Source organism: Tenacibaculum sp. SG-28 (assembly GCF_002954385.1).
Lineage (GTDB): Bacteria > Bacteroidota > Bacteroidia > Flavobacteriales > Flavobacteriaceae > Polaribacter.
Map to the genome: position 1 here is coordinate 150,083 of NZ_MQVY01000003.1, position 16,964 is coordinate 167,046.

18 protein-coding genes, 2 tRNA genes and 1 pseudogene are annotated in these 16,964 nt (G+C 33.3%); all 21 read right to left on the reverse strand.

The features are described from left to right. Window positions 1–4 precede the first annotated feature (4 nt). Window positions 5–520, reverse strand: a complete 516-nt coding sequence (locus BSU00_RS08840; protein ID WP_105004053.1) for a glycosyltransferase — start codon at window positions 518–520, stop codon at window positions 5–7. Continuing rightward, the gene (locus BSU00_RS08845) at window positions 517–1,167 is read right to left on the reverse strand and encodes a hypothetical protein (RefSeq protein WP_105004054.1); all 651 of its coding nucleotides are present in this window, start codon (window positions 1,165–1,167) and stop codon (window positions 517–519) included. Before BSU00_RS08845 ends, BSU00_RS08840 begins: the two co-directional genes overlap by 4 nt. A gap of 15 nt (window positions 1,168–1,182) precedes the next feature. Continuing rightward, a complete protein-coding gene (locus BSU00_RS08850; RefSeq protein WP_105004055.1) occupies window positions 1,183–1,869 on the reverse strand; it encodes a glycosyltransferase family 2 protein in 687 nt (228 codons plus the stop codon). 2 nt (window positions 1,870–1,871) lie between these two features. Next, entirely contained in the window at window positions 1,872–2,156 is a 285-nt protein-coding gene (locus tag BSU00_RS08855) for a glycosyltransferase (RefSeq protein WP_105004056.1), read from the reverse strand. Between the two features lie 112 nt (window positions 2,157–2,268). Continuing rightward, window positions 2,269–2,799, reverse strand: coding sequence for a polysaccharide biosynthesis C-terminal domain-containing protein (locus tag BSU00_RS08860; RefSeq protein ID WP_158254412.1), 531 nt, complete (start codon window positions 2,797–2,799; stop codon window positions 2,269–2,271). An 11-nt stretch (window positions 2,800–2,810) separates the two neighbouring features. Next, window positions 2,811–3,635 carry an oligosaccharide flippase family protein gene (locus BSU00_RS08865; protein ID WP_105004058.1) on the reverse strand — a complete coding sequence of 275 codons (825 nt, stop codon included), beginning with the start codon at window positions 3,633–3,635 and terminating at the stop codon, window positions 2,811–2,813. Beyond that, window positions 3,625–4,224, reverse strand: coding sequence for a DapH/DapD/GlmU-related protein (locus BSU00_RS08870; protein WP_105004059.1), 600 nt, complete (start codon window positions 4,222–4,224; stop codon window positions 3,625–3,627). The genes BSU00_RS08865 and BSU00_RS08870 overlap by 11 nt, the downstream gene beginning before the upstream one ends. 2 nt (window positions 4,225–4,226) lie before the next feature. Beyond that, window positions 4,227–5,336 carry a DegT/DnrJ/EryC1/StrS aminotransferase family protein gene (locus BSU00_RS08875; protein ID WP_105004060.1) on the reverse strand — a complete coding sequence of 370 codons (1,110 nt, stop codon included), beginning with the start codon at window positions 5,334–5,336 and terminating at the stop codon, window positions 4,227–4,229. Between the two features lie 3 nt (window positions 5,337–5,339). Beyond that, window positions 5,340–5,777: a dTDP-4-dehydrorhamnose 3,5-epimerase family protein gene (locus BSU00_RS08880; RefSeq protein ID WP_105004061.1), complete on the reverse strand. Its 438-nt coding sequence runs from the start codon at window positions 5,775–5,777 to the stop codon at window positions 5,340–5,342. Next, window positions 5,777–6,868: a CDP-glucose 4,6-dehydratase gene (rfbG, locus tag BSU00_RS08885; protein WP_105004062.1), complete on the reverse strand. Its 1,092-nt coding sequence runs from the start codon at window positions 6,866–6,868 to the stop codon at window positions 5,777–5,779. Before rfbG ends, BSU00_RS08880 begins: the two co-directional genes overlap by 1 nt. Beyond that, complete coding sequence (rfbF, locus tag BSU00_RS08890; RefSeq protein WP_105004063.1) at window positions 6,868–7,644, reverse strand: glucose-1-phosphate cytidylyltransferase; 777 nt, start codon at window positions 7,642–7,644, stop codon at window positions 6,868–6,870. The genes rfbG and rfbF overlap by 1 nt, the downstream gene beginning before the upstream one ends. 47 nt (window positions 7,645–7,691) lie before the next feature. Then, window positions 7,692–8,975: a nucleotide sugar dehydrogenase gene (locus BSU00_RS08895; protein WP_105004064.1), complete on the reverse strand. Its 1,284-nt coding sequence runs from the start codon at window positions 8,973–8,975 to the stop codon at window positions 7,692–7,694. Window positions 8,976–8,979: 4 nt separating this feature from the next. Continuing rightward, window positions 8,980–9,968 (reverse strand): annotated as a pseudogene (locus tag BSU00_RS08900) (SDR family oxidoreductase). Between the two features lie 164 nt (window positions 9,969–10,132). Then, window positions 10,133–10,567, reverse strand: coding sequence for an adenylyltransferase/cytidyltransferase family protein (locus tag BSU00_RS08905; RefSeq protein ID WP_105004065.1), 435 nt, complete (start codon window positions 10,565–10,567; stop codon window positions 10,133–10,135). A gap of 36 nt (window positions 10,568–10,603) precedes the next feature. Next, window positions 10,604–11,539 (reverse strand): Gfo/Idh/MocA family protein, encoded by a 936-nt coding sequence (locus tag BSU00_RS08910; RefSeq protein WP_105004066.1) that lies wholly within the window; start codon window positions 11,537–11,539, stop codon window positions 10,604–10,606. Window positions 11,540–11,811: 272 nt separating this feature from the next. Beyond that, window positions 11,812–11,883: transfer RNA gene (locus BSU00_RS08915), tRNA-Arg, on the reverse strand. A 70-nt stretch (window positions 11,884–11,953) separates the two neighbouring features. Further along, entirely contained in the window at window positions 11,954–12,970 is a 1,017-nt protein-coding gene (locus BSU00_RS08920) for an NAD-dependent epimerase (RefSeq protein WP_105004067.1), read from the reverse strand. Beyond that, a complete protein-coding gene (locus BSU00_RS08925) occupies window positions 12,970–14,292 on the reverse strand; it encodes a UDP-glucose/GDP-mannose dehydrogenase family protein (protein WP_105004068.1) in 1,323 nt (440 codons plus the stop codon). The genes BSU00_RS08920 and BSU00_RS08925 overlap by 1 nt, the downstream gene beginning before the upstream one ends. A 214-nt stretch (window positions 14,293–14,506) precedes the next feature. Continuing rightward, window positions 14,507–14,578 (reverse strand) — tRNA-Arg (locus BSU00_RS08930). 12 nt (window positions 14,579–14,590) lie between these two features. Continuing rightward, on the reverse strand, window positions 14,591–15,037 hold the full coding sequence (locus BSU00_RS08935; RefSeq protein WP_105004069.1) for a GatB/YqeY domain-containing protein: 447 nt from the start codon (window positions 15,035–15,037) through the stop codon (window positions 14,591–14,593). Window positions 15,038–15,076: 39 nt separating this feature from the next. After that, window positions 15,077–16,951, reverse strand: coding sequence for a cell division protein FtsZ (gene ftsZ, locus BSU00_RS08940; RefSeq protein ID WP_105004070.1), 1,875 nt, complete (start codon window positions 16,949–16,951; stop codon window positions 15,077–15,079). Window positions 16,952–16,964: the final 13 nt, after the last annotated feature.

Consider the following 16,964-nt stretch of genomic DNA (forward strand, 5'->3'; position numbering starts at 1 on the left):
TTTTTTAAGACATTAACTTTTCAAACTGTTCAACATATTTATTGCAATTGAAAATCTGATTTTTAAGACATTCATCTTTTAACTTTACAATATCAGTTTTATTCATTTCAAGAACATTTATCAGAGTTTCTGTAAGTTTGTTTTTTCCAAAATCATCTATTAATATTCCAAGAAAATTATATTTATCAAAATAATCGGAAAGATTACTTGACTTATTAGTTATTACAGGAGTTCCACAAGAAATTGATTCTACAAACTTTGTTGGAAAACCAGCCTTAGTTACAATATTTTTTGGACGATAAAAAATAGAAAAGTCAGCTCCTTTTAATGCATTCAAAACTTCCGTATGTGATTTCTTTCCCAAAAACTCTATATTAGTAATATTTAAATCTTTGACCCCTTTAAAATTTTCTTCATACTCCTCTTTAGTTATACCTAAAATTATAAACTTAAAATTTGTTATCCCCTTCCTGTGAACTTCTATAAAGGCATCTACCAAATAATCTATCTTATCCTTCATTCCGGAACCTGGAGAACCGGCATAAAAAAACTATACTCATTTGACACAATATTATTTGTATTTAAAACCTTCCATTTAACATTATTGAAATTTACAAGTGGTGGTACTTGTATAACTTTAACTTTTCGTTCGTAATAATTGGTTAAAAAGGCACTAATTGCGATAACTCCGTCAACCTTAAAATGTAAAAATCTCATTCTTAAAAACGTATCAAAGTTTTTAATTATTGATTTAACAGCAATCGTTTTTTCCGAAGACCACTCAGTTACATCAGCAAATATCCTAACATTATTTTTTTTTGAGAAATTTAACATTCGTAAAAGAGCAAAAGACGGAAAGTTATAGACAAATACAGAATCAATCTTAGTCATTATTTTGCTTTCTTCGATTATTTTTTTTACCTTATATATACTTGATATATAAGTAACCCATTGAAGAAAAGATTTGGGGTACATTATTTCATAATATTCAAAACCTTCTACCGTTTTCGGAGTATATAATGTTTCTTTTTCCTTATTTACTCCAATAAAAATAACTTCATATCCAAGCCCTTGAAGACAATTAGCGTTAGAAACAACTCTATGAGCTGCAGCATTCTTATCTGGAAGTTCAAACCCTCCAACATATAAAATAATGTTTCTTTCCATCAATTTCTTTAATTTTTAATTAAAAGGATTATAACCATTATCTTTATATCGAATTTTATTCCAAAATTTAAAATGTTTAACTGCTAAAAAATGAGCTTTTACAATATCATATTTAACCCTACCTGTAAGGAATAAAAATATCTTCTTCAACCCATTTTTTAATGTATATTTTCTTCGAAAAGCTTTTTTCCTTTTTTCCTCTACATGAAATTCTGACAATTTTAAAACAGCCATTGTTCCCCAATATTCAATTTTGGGAGATTTTAACCATTTTTTTCCGCCTCCTGTTGTTATTCCTCCCTTGTGCCAAATTTTAGCCTTAGGACTATATATCAATTTATATCCTTTTTTTATTGCTTTTAAAGCATAATCATTTTGTTCACCATAAAGGAAAAAATAATCAGAATAAGCACCTATTTCTTCATAAATCTCTCTTGATAAAATCCACATGATGTCGTCAGACATTGCTAACTCCATTTCTTCATCATATTGCCCTACATCTTTTTCTCTTCGGTTTTTTACTGGCGACTTATAATCAAAAACTCCTGTACTATTTGTTTTGACACTTCCAATATATTGCAATGTATCCTTTTCATCATAATTATATACTTTCCCCGATACAATTGCCTTACCTTTATACTTTTCTGACGTAATTATTAATTCTTTAATGGCATTTTCATCAATTAAAGTATCATTATTCATTATTAAAAAATACTCACAATTTGTTTCATTTGCTTTTTCAAGTCCATAATTAATCCCCCTACATATCCCTTATTAATTTCCAATCTTGGTATAGATAATCTATAATCATCAGGAAGTCTTTCCTGTAATTCTTTAAAATTCTCTTCAGAAGAACCATTATCAACTAAAACAATCTCAAAATTTGAATAATCCGAGTTCAAAATTGATTTTACACAATCTACCGTATAATCAATTTGATTATAATTAAGCGTTATTATAGCCACTTTAGGTTTTTGAGATACACTCATTATTTCTTCTATTTTAAATTAAATTTGCTTAACAAATACTTTTTTTCCTTTTGCTTGAGAAAAACTACGGTTAAAACCAGTAATAACGGTCCTAAAAATAGATTTACCATTTTTATGTTTTCATAAAAAAGTCTATAACTATAAGAATTGTCGCTGAAAATAGCAAATAAAAAATTAATACTATATTATTTTTATGAAACGAAAATTTCAAATACTTCCTTGAATAAAAATAATAAACCCAAAAAAACACAAAAGGGCTTATCATATGTTTTAGCATCCACCCGTATAAGCCTATATCATTAACAAAAATATATGTCACCAACATATCTAGCGTAAAATATAATACTAAAAAAATACCATGCTGCTTAATTTTACCCCTTGGAGTCATTGACTGAGAAAAAACATAATACCACACATAAAAAGCAACTCCAATAAAATGTAGTGGTAAATATTTAGATGCTGCTAAAAACTTATTAGAATAAAATAATTCTATAAAAAAATCTTTATAAGGGATTCCTATTAATAGTAATGGAAAAATAGAAAAAGTACCTAATCTAATTGCATCATTTAACAAAGCTGATAACTCCTTATCAGATTTTAACTCACAAAACCTAGGATAGAGATATGTAGAAAAAGATGGCAAAATAAACCCAGTTACCATACTAGCCACATAACAATAGGACTATAAAGTCCAATACTATCAACTCCTAAGTTCGAAACAACAATACCTCTACAAACAAATTCACTAATAATGGAAAATACACCAATTGTTAAACCAAAGGTTGAAAAGACTAATAGCTCTTTTATAAATTGAAAACTTAAACTTGCATTAAAAATTGTTTTTACTGTTATCCTATATTTTTTAAAATAAATCTTACGAGCAAAAAAGAAATTTGTTAACAAATTAGCAATATAAGATAATGGGACAAAAATTATTGCTCCATCTAATTTTAGTAATAAAATTAAAGGTACCGCTAGAAGTAAATTAATTATAACAATAATTATTCTTGCTTTAGCGATAGTTTTAACATCCTTAAATGCTTTTAATATTGAAAAAGGAATACTATCCAATATTAAAAGAGGAAAAGAAAGAAGTCCAATATAAAAATATGATATATAAGATAATTCTCCAAAAACATAGATAGTTAATTCACTCGAAAACAAATAAAGAATAATTGAACTTAACACAACAAAAACTGAAAGCAACAAAATATATGCTTTATAAGCTGAATTTATTATTCTTGCAGTCTGAGAGGATTCTAAATTTTCCGCTATTTGCTTCACCAACCCTTCACTCATACTTAATAGAGTAAATTGCGACATTTTCTGGGTTACAAAAGTTAACTGAGCTACCAAACCAGCTCCTAACGTACCAAGAAAATATGCTATTAACTTAGTTCTAACTAAACCAGTTAAGAATTGAACTATCCTTGTACCCGCCAAAAATGATGTATTTTTTAAAAGTGTCTTAAACTCCATCTATTTCCTTAACTTTTGTAGCAGGTGTTCCCGCATAAATATGTTTTGATTCCGTATTTTTATTAACGAGTGAATTTGCACCAATTATAGTTTGACTATGAATGATTACTCCTTTTAAAATGGTACAATTTGTTCCAATATAAACATCATTATGAACCTCGATCTTATCCTGAGTCGCTGGGTAAATCTCCCTTAAATTAGAATTATTCATATCTAAATGAGTAATAAAGGTATTATTCATAGCAATAACTACATTACTCGAAATTATTATCTCATCTCTTAAATCAAAAAAACAATTTTTGCCAATATGACAATTTTCTCCAACAATCAAATTGCTATAATTTTTACAATTATGAAAGGTTATGCCACTTTGTATATTGCATTTTTTTCCAATTTTTGCTCCTCTTAATTTAAGTATAGGAATAATACATGGTTGACTAACTTGTCGTAAATAATTATTTGCGTTTTCAAATCCCAAAAAAAACTCCCTCAGAAGAAAAATTATAAGGCTAAAAAAGATATTAATTTTTATAAAAGTATATTTTCGCAATCTCCTGTAGCTTCCCAAAAACAAACGCTTTATAAACATTATTAAACCTTTAAAAAATCCTTTATCAATTTAGACACTTTTTTTACGTCTTCCTCGTCCAAATCAGGGTGAAGGGGTAGGGTAATTAAGTTCTTATGTAACTTTTCTGTAAGTGGTAGATTTAGGTCTTGTATTTTAAATTTAGACAAAAGATGATTTGGAAAGTAATGAAAACCAGTTTGGACACCATTAGCGCTTAAGAATTCTTTTAGTTCATCTCTTTGATCCGAGTCAACTTGTATTGTAAATATATGTGGAACAATTTCTTGGTAATTATGATCTAAAATTTTAATTCGTTCTATATTGGAAAACTCTGTTTGATACAGTTTAGCTAAATCTTGTCTTTTAGCTTTAAAACCCGGAAACTTTTTAAATTGTTCTACACCTATAGCTGCCATAATATTACTCATATGATAGCGCCAACCTTGAAACTCTACATCGAACTCCCAACTTCTTTTACCTGAATATCTCTTATCCGTATCTTTTTGGACTCCCAGCAGTCGAGCGTCTTTAATTCTTTCTAAAATAGTTTTATCGTCAGTTAAAATAGCTCCACCTTCCCCACTTGTAATATTTTTTATACCATCAAAACTAAAGCAACAAATATCTCCAAAGGCGCCAACTAATTTATCTTTGTAAATACTTCCAAATGCATGGGCAGCATCTTCAACAACTCTCAAATTATTTTCTTTGGCAAAGATGTACAACTTGTTTAAATCTCCTACTCCTCCACCATAATGAACTGGTAATATAACTTTAGTTTTTGGTGTTAACTTTCTCTTAGCATCCTCTAAATCAATTGTCAGAGTTTTAGGATTAATTTCACAAGAAATCGGCTTAGCTCCAGTAGCAGAAATAGCCTGATAGGTAGCCACGTAAGTTAAAGATTGAACCAGAACTTCATCTCCTTTATCCACACCCAAAGACTGTAATGCTAGGTGAATAGCTGACGTACCAGTATTAACACAAACTGTTGGTCTGTTAAAATAGGAAGATAACAACTCTTCAAATTCTTTTACATTATCACCCATTCCTAAGTACTCATTTTCAAGAACCTTAGTTACTGCATTAATCTCTTCTATCCCTATTACAGATTTTGAAAGTCTTAACATATTTTACCATTTTAAATTTTTGAATGTACCTATTTTAACATTTTCCTGCTCCTCCGGATCATGTTCTATATTAGCTAAATTATGAAGCATATTATTACTACCTAACCCTTTGAATCCATACCAAATGCCTGGAGGGATTGTAATTCTTTTATAATTCTCTTCTCCTAATTCAATTTTCATAAACTTACCTTTGGTTGCAGATTTTTCTCTTAAATCATACAAGGCAAATTCAATTTTACCAATAGGTACTACAATATTACAAATCATTTTAAAATGTCTTTTCCAAGCTTTAATTTCGCCATAGTTGATGAACGAGAAGTAACTTTCTCCAAAACCATTAAAGCTATCCTCATTTTTTTTTAGGCCATGATAGATATCTCCCTTTGGATGTGGAATTCGTTTCAAATCGGTTAATATAACTCCCTCAATACTTGTATCCATTATAACTTACTAGAATTTGAAATATATAATTCTTCATACTTTTGAATTTGTTGTAATGTGAAATCCAAAATATCAATATCCTTTTTATAGAAATTATAGTACCATTCGCTTGTAAACTTAATAGTCTCATGATATTCCAGTGTAGCTTGCCATTTTAAATAAGCTAATGCTTTATCGCAATTCAACTTTAAAAGCCCTGCCTCATGAAAAGGTATATTATCTGTAATTCTAAATGTTTCATTTACTTCAGTAGACCAGCATTCACTTAAATCCTCAAGGAGTTGTTGAACTGTTCTATTCTGCTCAGCTCTTGGTCCGAAATTAAACCCTTCGCCGTTTAATTTTTTATCGTTGTAAAGTTCTAATCCTAATTTCAAATAACCACTTAGAGGTTCTAAAACATGTTGCCATGGTCTAGTTGCTTTGGGGCTTCTAATTTCAACCCCCGCCCCCTTACTCCATGCTAACATACAATCCACAACAATCCTATCTTTAGCCCAATCGCCACCACCTATTACATTTCCTGCTCTACCGATAGCCAAACGAACGTTTGACGACGGTTTCTGAAAAAAGGAATTATAATAAGACTTTATTATAAGTTCTGCTGCTCCTTTTGAACCACTATAAATATCCTTTCCACCCATATGATCATTCTCTTTATAACCCCAAATCTGCTCAACATTATCATAAGCTTTATCACTTGTTATCATAACGACCGTACAATTATGATTTGATTTACGCAAAGATTCTAGGATATTTGTAGTTCCAATAACATTAGAATTAATAGTATCTATAGGATCGGAATAAGATAAGGACACTATCGGTTGGGCAGCTAAATGAAAAACAAAATCTGGTTTTTCTTTAAAAACAATTTCTTTTAGTGCTTTTAGGTTAACAACATCCTCTATATAATGAGTTATTTTATCTTCTAAATTTAACTCTTCAAACATGGAAGGTTGCGTAGGAATTTCTCTAGAAACACCTATTACACTCGCTTCTAATTTTAGTAACCACGAGGTTAACCAGGTACCTTTAAACCCAGTATGACCTGTTACTAATACTTTTTTTCCTTTATATATTTCACTAAACATTAATTCCAAATTTTCCAATCAGCCTGATTATCAGACCACATTTTATTTAATCTATTTTTATCTCTTAATGTATCCATAGGCATCCAAAAACCATGGTGCTTATATGTAAACAATTTACCATCAGAAGCAAGTGTTTTTAGAGGAGATTGTTCAAAAACAGTACTATCCCCTTCTGTGATGTAATCAAATACTTCTGGTTCACAAACAAAAAAACCAGCATTTATCCAACTTCCGTCTCCTTTTGGTTTTTCTTTAAATTCAAGTACTTTATTATCTTTATTAATTGAAAGTGCACCAAATCTACCATCAGGTTGAGCGGAAGTCATTGTTATTTTTCCATTATGTGATTTATGAAATTCAACTAGTTTTTTAATATTAATATTAGAAACTCCGTCTCCATAGGTAAGCATAAAAGGATTGTTCCCAATAAAATCTTGCGCCCGTTTAATTCGACCTCCAGTCATACTATTATATCCCGTATCCAATAAAGTCACTTTCCATGGTTCACTTGAATTATTATGTATTTCCATACTATTATCTTTTAAATCAATAGTAACATCACTCTGATGCAAAAAATAATTTGCGAAATACTCTTTAATTATATATCCTTTATATCCTAATAAAATTACAAAATCATTAAATCCGTGTTGTGAATAAATTTTCATAATATGCCAAAGAATTGGCTTTCCCCCTATTTCTACCATAGGTTTAGGTTTATTTACTGTATCTTCACTTAATCTAGTTCCAAATCCTCCTGCCAATAATAGTACTTTCATAGATTCTTTTATTTTTATATTTAGTCGTATTACAATAATTTAATTCATTAAAGAGAATTATCTCTAACATTAGTTGGCAATATATTTTTGACATCAAAAATTATTGACTTTTCACTTTTTAATTTAGAAAAATCTAATTCACGAAATTCATTATGTGCGACTGTTAACACAATCGCATCATACTTCTGATTAGGAAGTTTCTTGGTAGATTTTAATTTGTATTCATGCATTACTTCGTCTTCATTTGCCCATGGATCATAGATAGTAACTTTAGTTCCATAATCAATCAAAGAATTAACTACATCTACAGCTCTAGTGTTTCGTACATCAGGACAGTTTTCTTTAAAAGTTATCCCTAGTACTAAAACATCTGCTCCTTTAATACGTATATCCTCTTTTATCATTAACTTGACTACTTCTGAAGCAACATATTCTCCCATGCTATCATTCAACCTCCTACCTGCCAAAATAATTTCTGGATGATAGCCATATTCCTGAGCTTTTTGTGCTAAATAATAAGGGTCTACACCTATGCAGTGTCCTCCTACTAAACCCGGCTTAAATGGTAAAAAATTCCATTTTGTACCAGCAGCTTCTAGCACATCATGGGTATTAATATCCATTAACCCGAATATTTTAGCCAATTCATTAACAAAAGCAATATTAATATCTCGCTGTGAATTTTCTATTACCTTTGCAGCTTCAGCCACTTTTATAGTTGGAGCCAAATGCGTTCCGGCTGTGATTACTGATTTATACAAGTCATCTACTTTCTTTCCAATCTCAGGCGTTGAACCAGAGGTAACTTTTAATATTTTCTCTACGGTATGTTCCTTATCTCCTGGATTAATTCTTTCCGGAGAATAACCTGCATAAAAATCTTGATTAAATCTAAGTCCAGAAACTCTCTCTAAAACAGGAATACATTCCTCCTCCGTTGCCCCAGGGTAAACCGTTGACTCATAAACCACGATATCTCCCTTTTTTAACACCTTTCCTACTGTTTCACTTGCTCTAACAAGAGGCGTTAATATTGGTCTATTATTTTTATCTACTGGAGTAGGAACAGTAACAATATAATAATTACAATCCTTTAAATCTTGCAGAGAAGTAGAGCAAAAAAGCCCAACATCATTTGAAGATTCTTGAATTAAAACAGACTGTAAAACCTCGTTTTCAACTTCTAGAGTAGAATCAGTTCCAGACATTAACTCTCCAACTCTCTCTTCATTAATATCAAATCCAACGGTAGAATATTTTGTAGCAAATAAACGCGCTAAAGGTAATCCAACATACCCTAATCCAATAACAGCTATTTTTGGTTGTTTCATTATATTATAAGTTTTCCCAGTACCATTTTACTGCTTCTTTTAATCCGTTTTGCAGTGAAAATTTAGGGTTATAGTGTAAAAGTTTTTTTGCTTTTTCAATACTTGCTAAGGAATGTGGAATATCTCCTAAGCGATTTGGCCCATGCTTAATTTCAATATTTTGATACTAGCATCAAAATCAGATAAATATTCTTTTAAATAGCCAACTAAGTCATTGAGCGTATTTCTATCGCCATAAGCCACATTATATACAGTATTGTAGGCTTCTTTGTTATCGGCAACTAGAGCAAGTAAATTAGCCTGAACTACATTATCAATGTATGTGAAATCTCTTGAATAATTTCCATCTCCATTAATAGTCGGAGACTCCCCTTTCATTAACTGTCCTACGAATTTTGGGATTACTGCTGCATAAGCACCGTTTGGATCTTGTCTTCTTCCAAAGACATTAAAATAACGAAGCCCAATGGTTTCTATACCATAGGTTTTAGAAAACACATCGGCATACAATTCGTTCACATATTTAGTGATAGCATATGGGGATAGGGGTTTCCCAATTATTTCCTCTACTTTAGGCAACCCTTTTGAGTCTCCGTAAGTTGAAGAACTCGCAGCAAACACAAACCGTTTCACCCCTGAATCTTTGGCCGCAGTAAGCATGTTTAAGAAGCCTGTTACATTGGTAGCATTGGAGGTTATTGGGTCTTTAATAGAACGAGGCACAGAACCTAAAGCTGCTTGATGTAAAACATAATCTACGCCAGGAACTGCTTTTTTACAGTCTTCGTAATTTCTAATATCCCCTTCGATTAAGTCAAACTTATCGTTATCTGATAAATGAACAATATTATCTCTTTTACCTGTTTCAAAGTTATCCAAACAAACTACATGGTTATTCAGTTTAATTAACGCATCACATAAGTTGGAACCAATAAAACCAGCGCCACCGGTGACTAATATTTTCTTATACTTTAATTTGTCTTCTACTTTCATTTTCTAAAATGATGTACTTTAAATTCCTCCTTTACTATATTATACTAATTCCTCTATTTGGTTTATTAAATTTATTGTAATTTATGTCTAAATAAGTAACTTTATTTCCCATTTGTGCGAAACATATCTCAGTTACTAATTCAAAACCACTAAAAAATATTCATTTACTTTCTATCTTTATCTTTTAAAGATTCTTTTTCTAAAACTTCTCTTCTCAAATCTGTACTAGAAAAACGATGTTCTCTTTTATTGAAGTACAATTTGATACCTTTAGTTTCGCAATAGTCTCTTCCGGTAAATTGTTTATTGGCATATTCGTCACCGATAATTCGAACGTCAATATGAAAGGATCTAAGGATATCTTCTAAATCTTGCTCAGTAGCATAAGGCACAATTTCGTCTACGTATTTGCATCCTTTTAATTGAATGTAACGCTCTACTACCGATTGTACAGGGCGGTTTTTTTCAGGACGATCTAGGGTAGGGTCGGTTTGCAATCCACAAATTAAGTAGTCGCATTGGCGCTTTGCCTCCTCCAACATTTTAATATGACCAGCGTGTAGTAAATCGAAGGCACTGAAAGTAATCCCTATTTTCATTTTACTTTTTCCTTTTAATCGGCAAATATAATTTTTCTAAGGTAAAAACCCATGTTTTTCACCACTTTTTTTAATATCGTTATTTCGGATAGCGTGTACAATTTCTATGGAGGGTTTTGCATCTTTTAAACCAAAGCCATTCCCTGCTAATATTCCTTTGTAACTATCGGTGTGTAACTCGGTAAATCCTCCGCTAAATTCTATTTCTTCGCCGTTAACGGAAATAGAACGGTAGGTACGTTGTCCTTTTTCTTGGATTATCTTTGGCAGAGTGTTTTCATCAATAGACAAATACCAACGCACACGTGCTTTTTCAAATTCTAAATAGCCGGCTGCTTTGTCTTTCTCTCTGAGATGTACGATGTTTTCTTGCACTGGGCCAAACACCCAAGATAGCATATCATAAAAATGAATTCCGATATTGGTAGCAATACCCCCTGATTTACTGACATCTCCTTTCCAAGACACATGGTACCATGCCCCCCTGGAGGTAATATAGGTTAAGTCTACATCATATTTTTCTTTTTTGTTCTCGCTTTGCACCTTTTGCTTTAGAGCAATAATGCTAGGGTGTAAACGCAATTGTAATATGGTATTGATGCGATTACCAGTTTCGTTTTCTATTGCTTGCAGGGCATCTACATTCCATGGATTTAGCACCAAGGGTTTTTCACATATAGCGTCTGCTCCTCTGCGTAAAGCCATACGAATATGAGAATCGTGTAGGTAATTCGGGGTACAGATGCTTACATAATCTAGCTGAATATTCTTTTGTCTCTTTATTTTTTCAATATGGCGATCAAAACGCTCGAACTCCACAAAAAAATGGGTGTCGGGGAAATAACTATCCATCACGCCCACGCTATCAAACTTGTCTAGTGCTGCTATGAGCCTATTATTGGTGTCTTTTATGGCTTTTAGGTGTCTTGGAGCGATGTATCCTGCCACTCCTAGCATGGCGAAATTCTTCATTATAAACTTTATATTTTAAATCCAAATGGAATGCCACGAAATTACAAAAAAGGTTTGTAGTATTTTTATTTTTCAGTAAGAAGCTGGAGTAAACAAAATACACCTCGACTATACTCGATGTGACATGGTAAAGTAATATGCTCACAGAAACTAGATACGTTAGACATCTCAACTGTACTCGATGTGACAGTCCAGTTGATGTGACAATGGCAATGATAAGAGGAATACAATAAAAAACAAACTCCTGTAAACAGTCGTTTTCAGGAGTTTTGTGACCCTGGAAGGATTCGAACCCTCATCCTCAGAGCCGAAATCTGATGTTCTATCCATTGAACTACAGGGTCATTGATACAAAGTAGAAGCAATAAAAGCAGGCTAAACTAATGCTTCGTGTTATTTTCTGAATTTACCATATTAGGGTTTGCTAAAATAACTTAAATACCATTTAACAAAACTCCCCACCCCTTGTGAAAGTTTTGTGTCTGGCTCATAATCGTACTCTTTAACTAGGCGATCTACATTTGCCCAAGTTTTCTTTACATCTCCCATCTGCATAGGTAAAAATTCTTTTGCTGCTTTCTTTCCTAAATTAGATTCTATTTCATTAATAAAATCAAATAATTTCACGGAATTGTTGTTTCCTATATTATATATTTTATAAAAATCTCTACTCGCAACAGACTTTACTATTACCCTTTTCACTCCTTCAACAATATCATCGATATAAGTAAAATCACGTTCCATATCTCCGTTATTAAAAACCTTTATTGGACGATTATTACGTATCGCATCTGCAAATAACATCGGAGCCATATCGGGCCTACCCCATGGACCATATACTGTAAAAAAACGCAACCCAGTGGTTGGTAAATTGTACAAATGACTGTAGGTATGCGCCATTAACTCATTACTCTTTTTCGTAGCCGCATACAAACTAACTGGAGTATCCACTTTGTCTTCCTCTGAAAACGGTATTTTAGTATTCGCACCATACACACTAGAACTACTTGCATACACCAAATGTTTAATTTCACGATGCCTACAACACTCTAAAATATTTAGAAAACCAACAATATTACTTTGAATATAAGCGTCTGGATTTTCGATACTATATCGAACGCCTGCCTGCGCTGCTAGATTACAAACCACATCAAAATTTTCTTTTTCAAATAGAGAAACTAGTTCTTCCTTGTCTTCCAAGTTCATTCTTGTAAACTTGAAATTTTGCTTAGTTGAACTATTCGTTTCGTTGTAAAAAGCTTCGGCTTCTTTTCTAGAAATCCCTAACTCGCTCAATCGGGAATATTTTAAATTTACATCGTAATAATCATTAATATTATCAATACCAACGACAGTAAATCCTGACCCTAACAATTTCTCGCTAAGATGAAACCCAATAAAACCTGCTGCTCCGGTAACTAAAACTTTCATTATTTCCCTATTCTATAATACTCAAATCCTTTTTCCTCCAAATTGTAAGCGATATACTGATTCCTTCCATCAAAAATTACCGGATACTTTAGTTGGTTTTTAATCTCTGTAAAATCTGGTGAACGAAACTCTTTCCACTCCGTTAAGAGTATTAACGCTTCAGCATTTTTTAAAACATCATATTTAGATTCGCAATACGAAACCCCTTCTACATCTTTCAAATAAAAACTTTCTGCTTCCTTTGTAGCTTTTGGATCGTAGGCTTGCACTTTAGCACCTCTTTTCAACAACTCGTTAACTACATAAATAGCGGGTGCCTCTCGCATATCGTCGGTTCCTGGCTTAAACGCCAAACCCCATAACCCGAAGGTTAAACCGCTTAAATCTTCCCCAAATCTTTTAACTACTTTTTCTGCAACAACAAACTTTTGTCTGTTGTTTACCTCTTCCACAGATGCTATTAATTGCGCTTTATACTGGTGTTCCTCCGCAAGCTTTTTTAACGCTTTTACATCTTTCGGAAAACACGAACCACCATAACCAGCGCCTGGATAGATAAAACTATAGCCTATTCTAGAGTCAGACCCTATACCAATTCTAACATTATTTACATCCGCACCAACTCGTTCGCAAATATTTGCCATTTCATTCATAAAGGAAATTTTGGTAGCCAACATGGCATTTGCCGCGTATTTGGTCATTTCCGCAGAACGAATATCCATGGCGATGAATCTTTCGTGCGACATCGTAAAAGGATTATACAATTGCTTCATTTTATCAAATGCATAGTCGGTGTCAGCACCTATCACCAAACGATCCGGCTTCATAAAATCGTTAATTGCATCTCCTTCTTTTAAAAACTCCGGATTAGAAACCACGTCAAATACAATATTTTTTCCTCTTTTATCCAATTCTAATTGAATAGTCTCCTTAACTCTATCAGCAGTACCCACTGGCACAGTAGATTTATCAACCACTACGAGTCTTTTGTTCATCTTCTGCCCTATCTCTTTGGCTACAGTCAGAACATACTGTAAATCTGCTGAACCGTCATCTCCCATGGGAGTCCCAACAGCAATAAAGACAATTTCTGCTTCTTTAATTGCCTCTTCTAACTTGGTTGTGAAATGAAGATTTTTATTTTTTATATTTTTTTGAACCATTTTTTCTAAACCAGGCTCGTAAATTGGTATAATTCCTTTTTGTAGTTTATCAATTTTATCCTGGTCTATATCTACACAAGTTACCCTGTTGCCCATTTCAGAAAAACAGGTTCCTGATACTAGCCCAACATAACCTGTACCTATAACAGCTAAATTCATATGTTATTTATCTTTAGATTTTACTTCTAAATGTAACGCAACGAAGTTACAAAAAAGGTTTATAGCTTTTTTAATTTTTAATAAGAAGCTATAGAAAACAGAAGACATCGTGACTACGCTCGATGTGACAGTCCGCTTGATGTGACAGTTGCAATAATAAATGGAATACAATAAAAAACAAACTCCTGTAAACAGTTGTTTACAGGAGTTTTAGTGACCCTGGAAGGATTCGAACCCTCATCCTCAGAGCCGAAATCTGATGTTCTATCCATTGAACTACAGGGTCATTGATACACTGCTATTGCAATTGTGCTTTTACTATTTTTGCGATGGTATTTCCATCGGCTTGGCCTGCTAATTTTTTAGAGGCTAGCCCCATTACTTTTCCCATATCTTTCATACCAGACGCGCCAACTTCACTAATTACGGCAACAACAATGGCTTCCACTTCAGCTTCACTTAAGGCTGCAGGCAAAAACTGCTCTAAAACTGCTACTTCTGCGAGCTCTGGTTCGGCTAAATCGGCTCTATTTTGCTCTTGGTATACCTTGGCACTATCCTTGCGCTGTTTTACTTGTTTTTGCACAATTTTCAATTCTTCTGCCTCCGACAATGCTCCAGCGCCGTTTTCGGTCTGTGCTAACATAAAAGCAGATTTTAGCGCTCGTAGTGCCGTTAAAGCATTCGTATCTTTGGCCTTCATTGCTGCTTTCATCTTGGTAACAACGTCTTGTTGTATGCTCATGGTATTTAATCTTTAAATGCTATTAATTTAATGCTATCTCTAATCTACATTATCGTGTAAAAAGGAATTGTTGGAACGCAGCAAATCGTTATCGTCTGAAGGAAGGGCTTTATCCGATTTACTTAGATTATTTGTTACATCAATATCTACCCCCATTCTCTTGTAAGCTGGTTGTTTTTCGATCTCGTCAATATTTTTGTTTACCTGATCGGCAAACTTGTAATTAAACCCTTTCATCTTTTTTCGTCTTTCTTCTGCCCTTTTCTGCAATTCTGAAATAGACGAACTCATAGGATTAACAGCCAGATCATCCTTAGTCTCTGCTTCTTCTTGTGGCGCTTTTGTCTTTACCTCAAAGTGCAAAGCAGTATCTTCTTCCTTCATAACTTTTGGTGTAGAGCTCTTTCCGATAGTGGGAGCAACATCAAAATCATCCAATACATATCGCTTCGGCGTTTCAATAGTTTCAAGAGTAACCTCTGCAGCCTGCACTTCTATGTTTTTAATACTATTGGTGGTTGCCACTAAGTCTACTTTCGGCGTTACCTCTTCGTAGGATTGAATTGGAAGATCGAACAGCAAATCTTGTTGTATGTATTGTGGTACCTCTTCTTCTATTGGTTTGGGAGTTTCTTGTACGATATCTCTAATGATAAAATCTTCCTCTGCTACATTGGTTGCTACCACTTCTTCAAATTCTACAGGAATATCTTTAATCAAGGTAGAAGTTGGCACTAAACGTAACTTTTCGGTAGTTGGAGAAACTTCCTCTTCTAAAACGTGTACTATTTTTCTATCGGACTTGTTCGTTAGCGGTTCATTAATAGTGGGTGCCTTTTGTACTTTAGGTTCTTCGAACGAATAGGTTGCTTTTTGTTCATCCTCGAGAGTATGCACAATTTTCTTCACCTCGGTATTCGTAATATTTCCTTGTTGGTCTGCGGCAAACCCTGTCGCTACAACTGTTAAAGACAAACCATCTTCTAGAGCTTCGTCTTCTCCAATACCCATAATAATATTAGCATCGTGCCCTGCTTCTTCTTGAATGTAATCACTGATCTCTCCGATTTCATCTAAGGTAACTTCATTGGCTCCGGAAATAATAAGTAACAGTACATTTTTCGCTCCAGTAATCTTGTTATCGTTTAGCAAAGGAGAATCTAAAGCTTTTATAATAGCATTTTTTGCACGATTTGCTCCAGATTCTTTTGCAGACCCCATAATAGCGGTACCACTTCCGGAAAGGACCGTTTTTGCATCGTGTAAATCAATATTTTGCTTGTAGTGGTGGGTAATTACTTCTGCAATTCCTTTGGCCGCAGTTGCTAAAACCTCATCGGCTTTAGAAAATCCTGCTTTGAAACCTAAATTACCATACACCTCGCGAAGTTTATTATTATTGATAACAATAAGAGAATCTACGTTTTTGCGCAATTCATCAATCCCTATCTGTGCTTGTTTGCTTCGCATTCTTCCTTCAAACTGAAATGGCATAGTTACAATCCCTACAGTTAGGATATCCATATCTTTTGCAATCTTAGCAATGATTGGAGCAGCACCGGTTCCGGTACCACCACCCATTCCTGCCGTGATAAAAACCATTTTGGTATGGGTACTCAACATTTGCTGAATTTCTTGAATACTCTCTGCGGCAGCCTGTGCGCCAATTTCAGGATTTGCCCCTGCACCTAACCCTGAAGTTAAATGCGCTCCTAATTGAATTTTATTAGGAATAGGACTATTTTCTAATGCTTGAGAATCTGTGTTGCAAATCACGAAATCAACCCCGTGAATTTGCTTACTGAACATGTGATTAACAGCATTACTTCCTCCCCCTCCGACGCCAATAACCTTGATAGCACTAGATTGTGATTTTGGCATGTCGAATGAAATGTTATCAAATTCTGTGTTCATAATAACTTTTCTT

What these genes read in the sequence shown, in the direction of transcription:
- BSU00_RS08840 (WP_105004053.1), bottom strand. Translation starts at nt 520, where the DNA reads ATGAAGGATAAGATAGATTATTTGGTAGATGCCTTTATAGAAGTTCAC.
- BSU00_RS08845 (WP_105004054.1), bottom strand. Translation starts at nt 1,167, where the DNA reads ATGGAAAGAAACATTATTTTATATGTTGGAGGGTTTGAACTTCCAGAT.
- BSU00_RS08850 (WP_105004055.1), bottom strand. Translation starts at nt 1,869, where the DNA reads ATGAATAATGATACTTTAATTGATGAAAATGCCATTAAAGAATTAATA.
- BSU00_RS08855 (WP_105004056.1), bottom strand. Translation starts at nt 2,156, where the DNA reads ATGAGTGTATCTCAAAAACCTAAAGTGGCTATAATAACGCTTAATTAT.
- BSU00_RS08865 (WP_105004058.1), bottom strand. Translation starts at nt 3,635, where the DNA reads ATGGAGTTTAAGACACTTTTAAAAAATACATCATTTTTGGCGGGTACA.
- BSU00_RS08870 (WP_105004059.1), bottom strand. Translation starts at nt 4,224, where the DNA reads ATGTTTATAAAGCGTTTGTTTTTGGGAAGCTACAGGAGATTGCGAAAA.
- BSU00_RS08875 (WP_105004060.1), bottom strand. Translation starts at nt 5,336, where the DNA reads ATGTTAAGACTTTCAAAATCTGTAATAGGGATAGAAGAGATTAATGCA.
- BSU00_RS08880 (WP_105004061.1), bottom strand. Translation starts at nt 5,777, where the DNA reads ATGGATACAAGTATTGAGGGAGTTATATTAACCGATTTGAAACGAATT.
- rfbG (WP_105004062.1), bottom strand. Translation starts at nt 6,868, where the DNA reads ATGTTTAGTGAAATATATAAAGGAAAAAAAGTATTAGTAACAGGTCAT.
- rfbF (WP_105004063.1), bottom strand. Translation starts at nt 7,644, where the DNA reads ATGAAAGTACTATTATTGGCAGGAGGATTTGGAACTAGATTAAGTGAA.
- BSU00_RS08895 (WP_105004064.1), bottom strand. Translation starts at nt 8,975, where the DNA reads ATGAAACAACCAAAAATAGCTGTTATTGGATTAGGGTATGTTGGATTA.
- BSU00_RS08905 (WP_105004065.1), bottom strand. Translation starts at nt 10,567, where the DNA reads ATGAAAATAGGGATTACTTTCAGTGCCTTCGATTTACTACACGCTGGT.
- BSU00_RS08910 (WP_105004066.1), bottom strand. Translation starts at nt 11,539, where the DNA reads ATGAAGAATTTCGCCATGCTAGGAGTGGCAGGATACATCGCTCCAAGA.
- BSU00_RS08920 (WP_105004067.1), bottom strand. Translation starts at nt 12,970, where the DNA reads ATGAAAGTTTTAGTTACCGGAGCAGCAGGTTTTATTGGGTTTCATCTT.
- BSU00_RS08925 (WP_105004068.1), bottom strand. Translation starts at nt 14,292, where the DNA reads ATGAATTTAGCTGTTATAGGTACAGGTTATGTTGGGCTAGTATCAGGA.
- BSU00_RS08935 (WP_105004069.1), bottom strand. Translation starts at nt 15,037, where the DNA reads ATGAGCATACAACAAGACGTTGTTACCAAGATGAAAGCAGCAATGAAG.
- ftsZ (WP_105004070.1), bottom strand. Translation starts at nt 16,951, where the DNA reads ATGAACACAGAATTTGATAACATTTCATTCGACATGCCAAAATCACAA.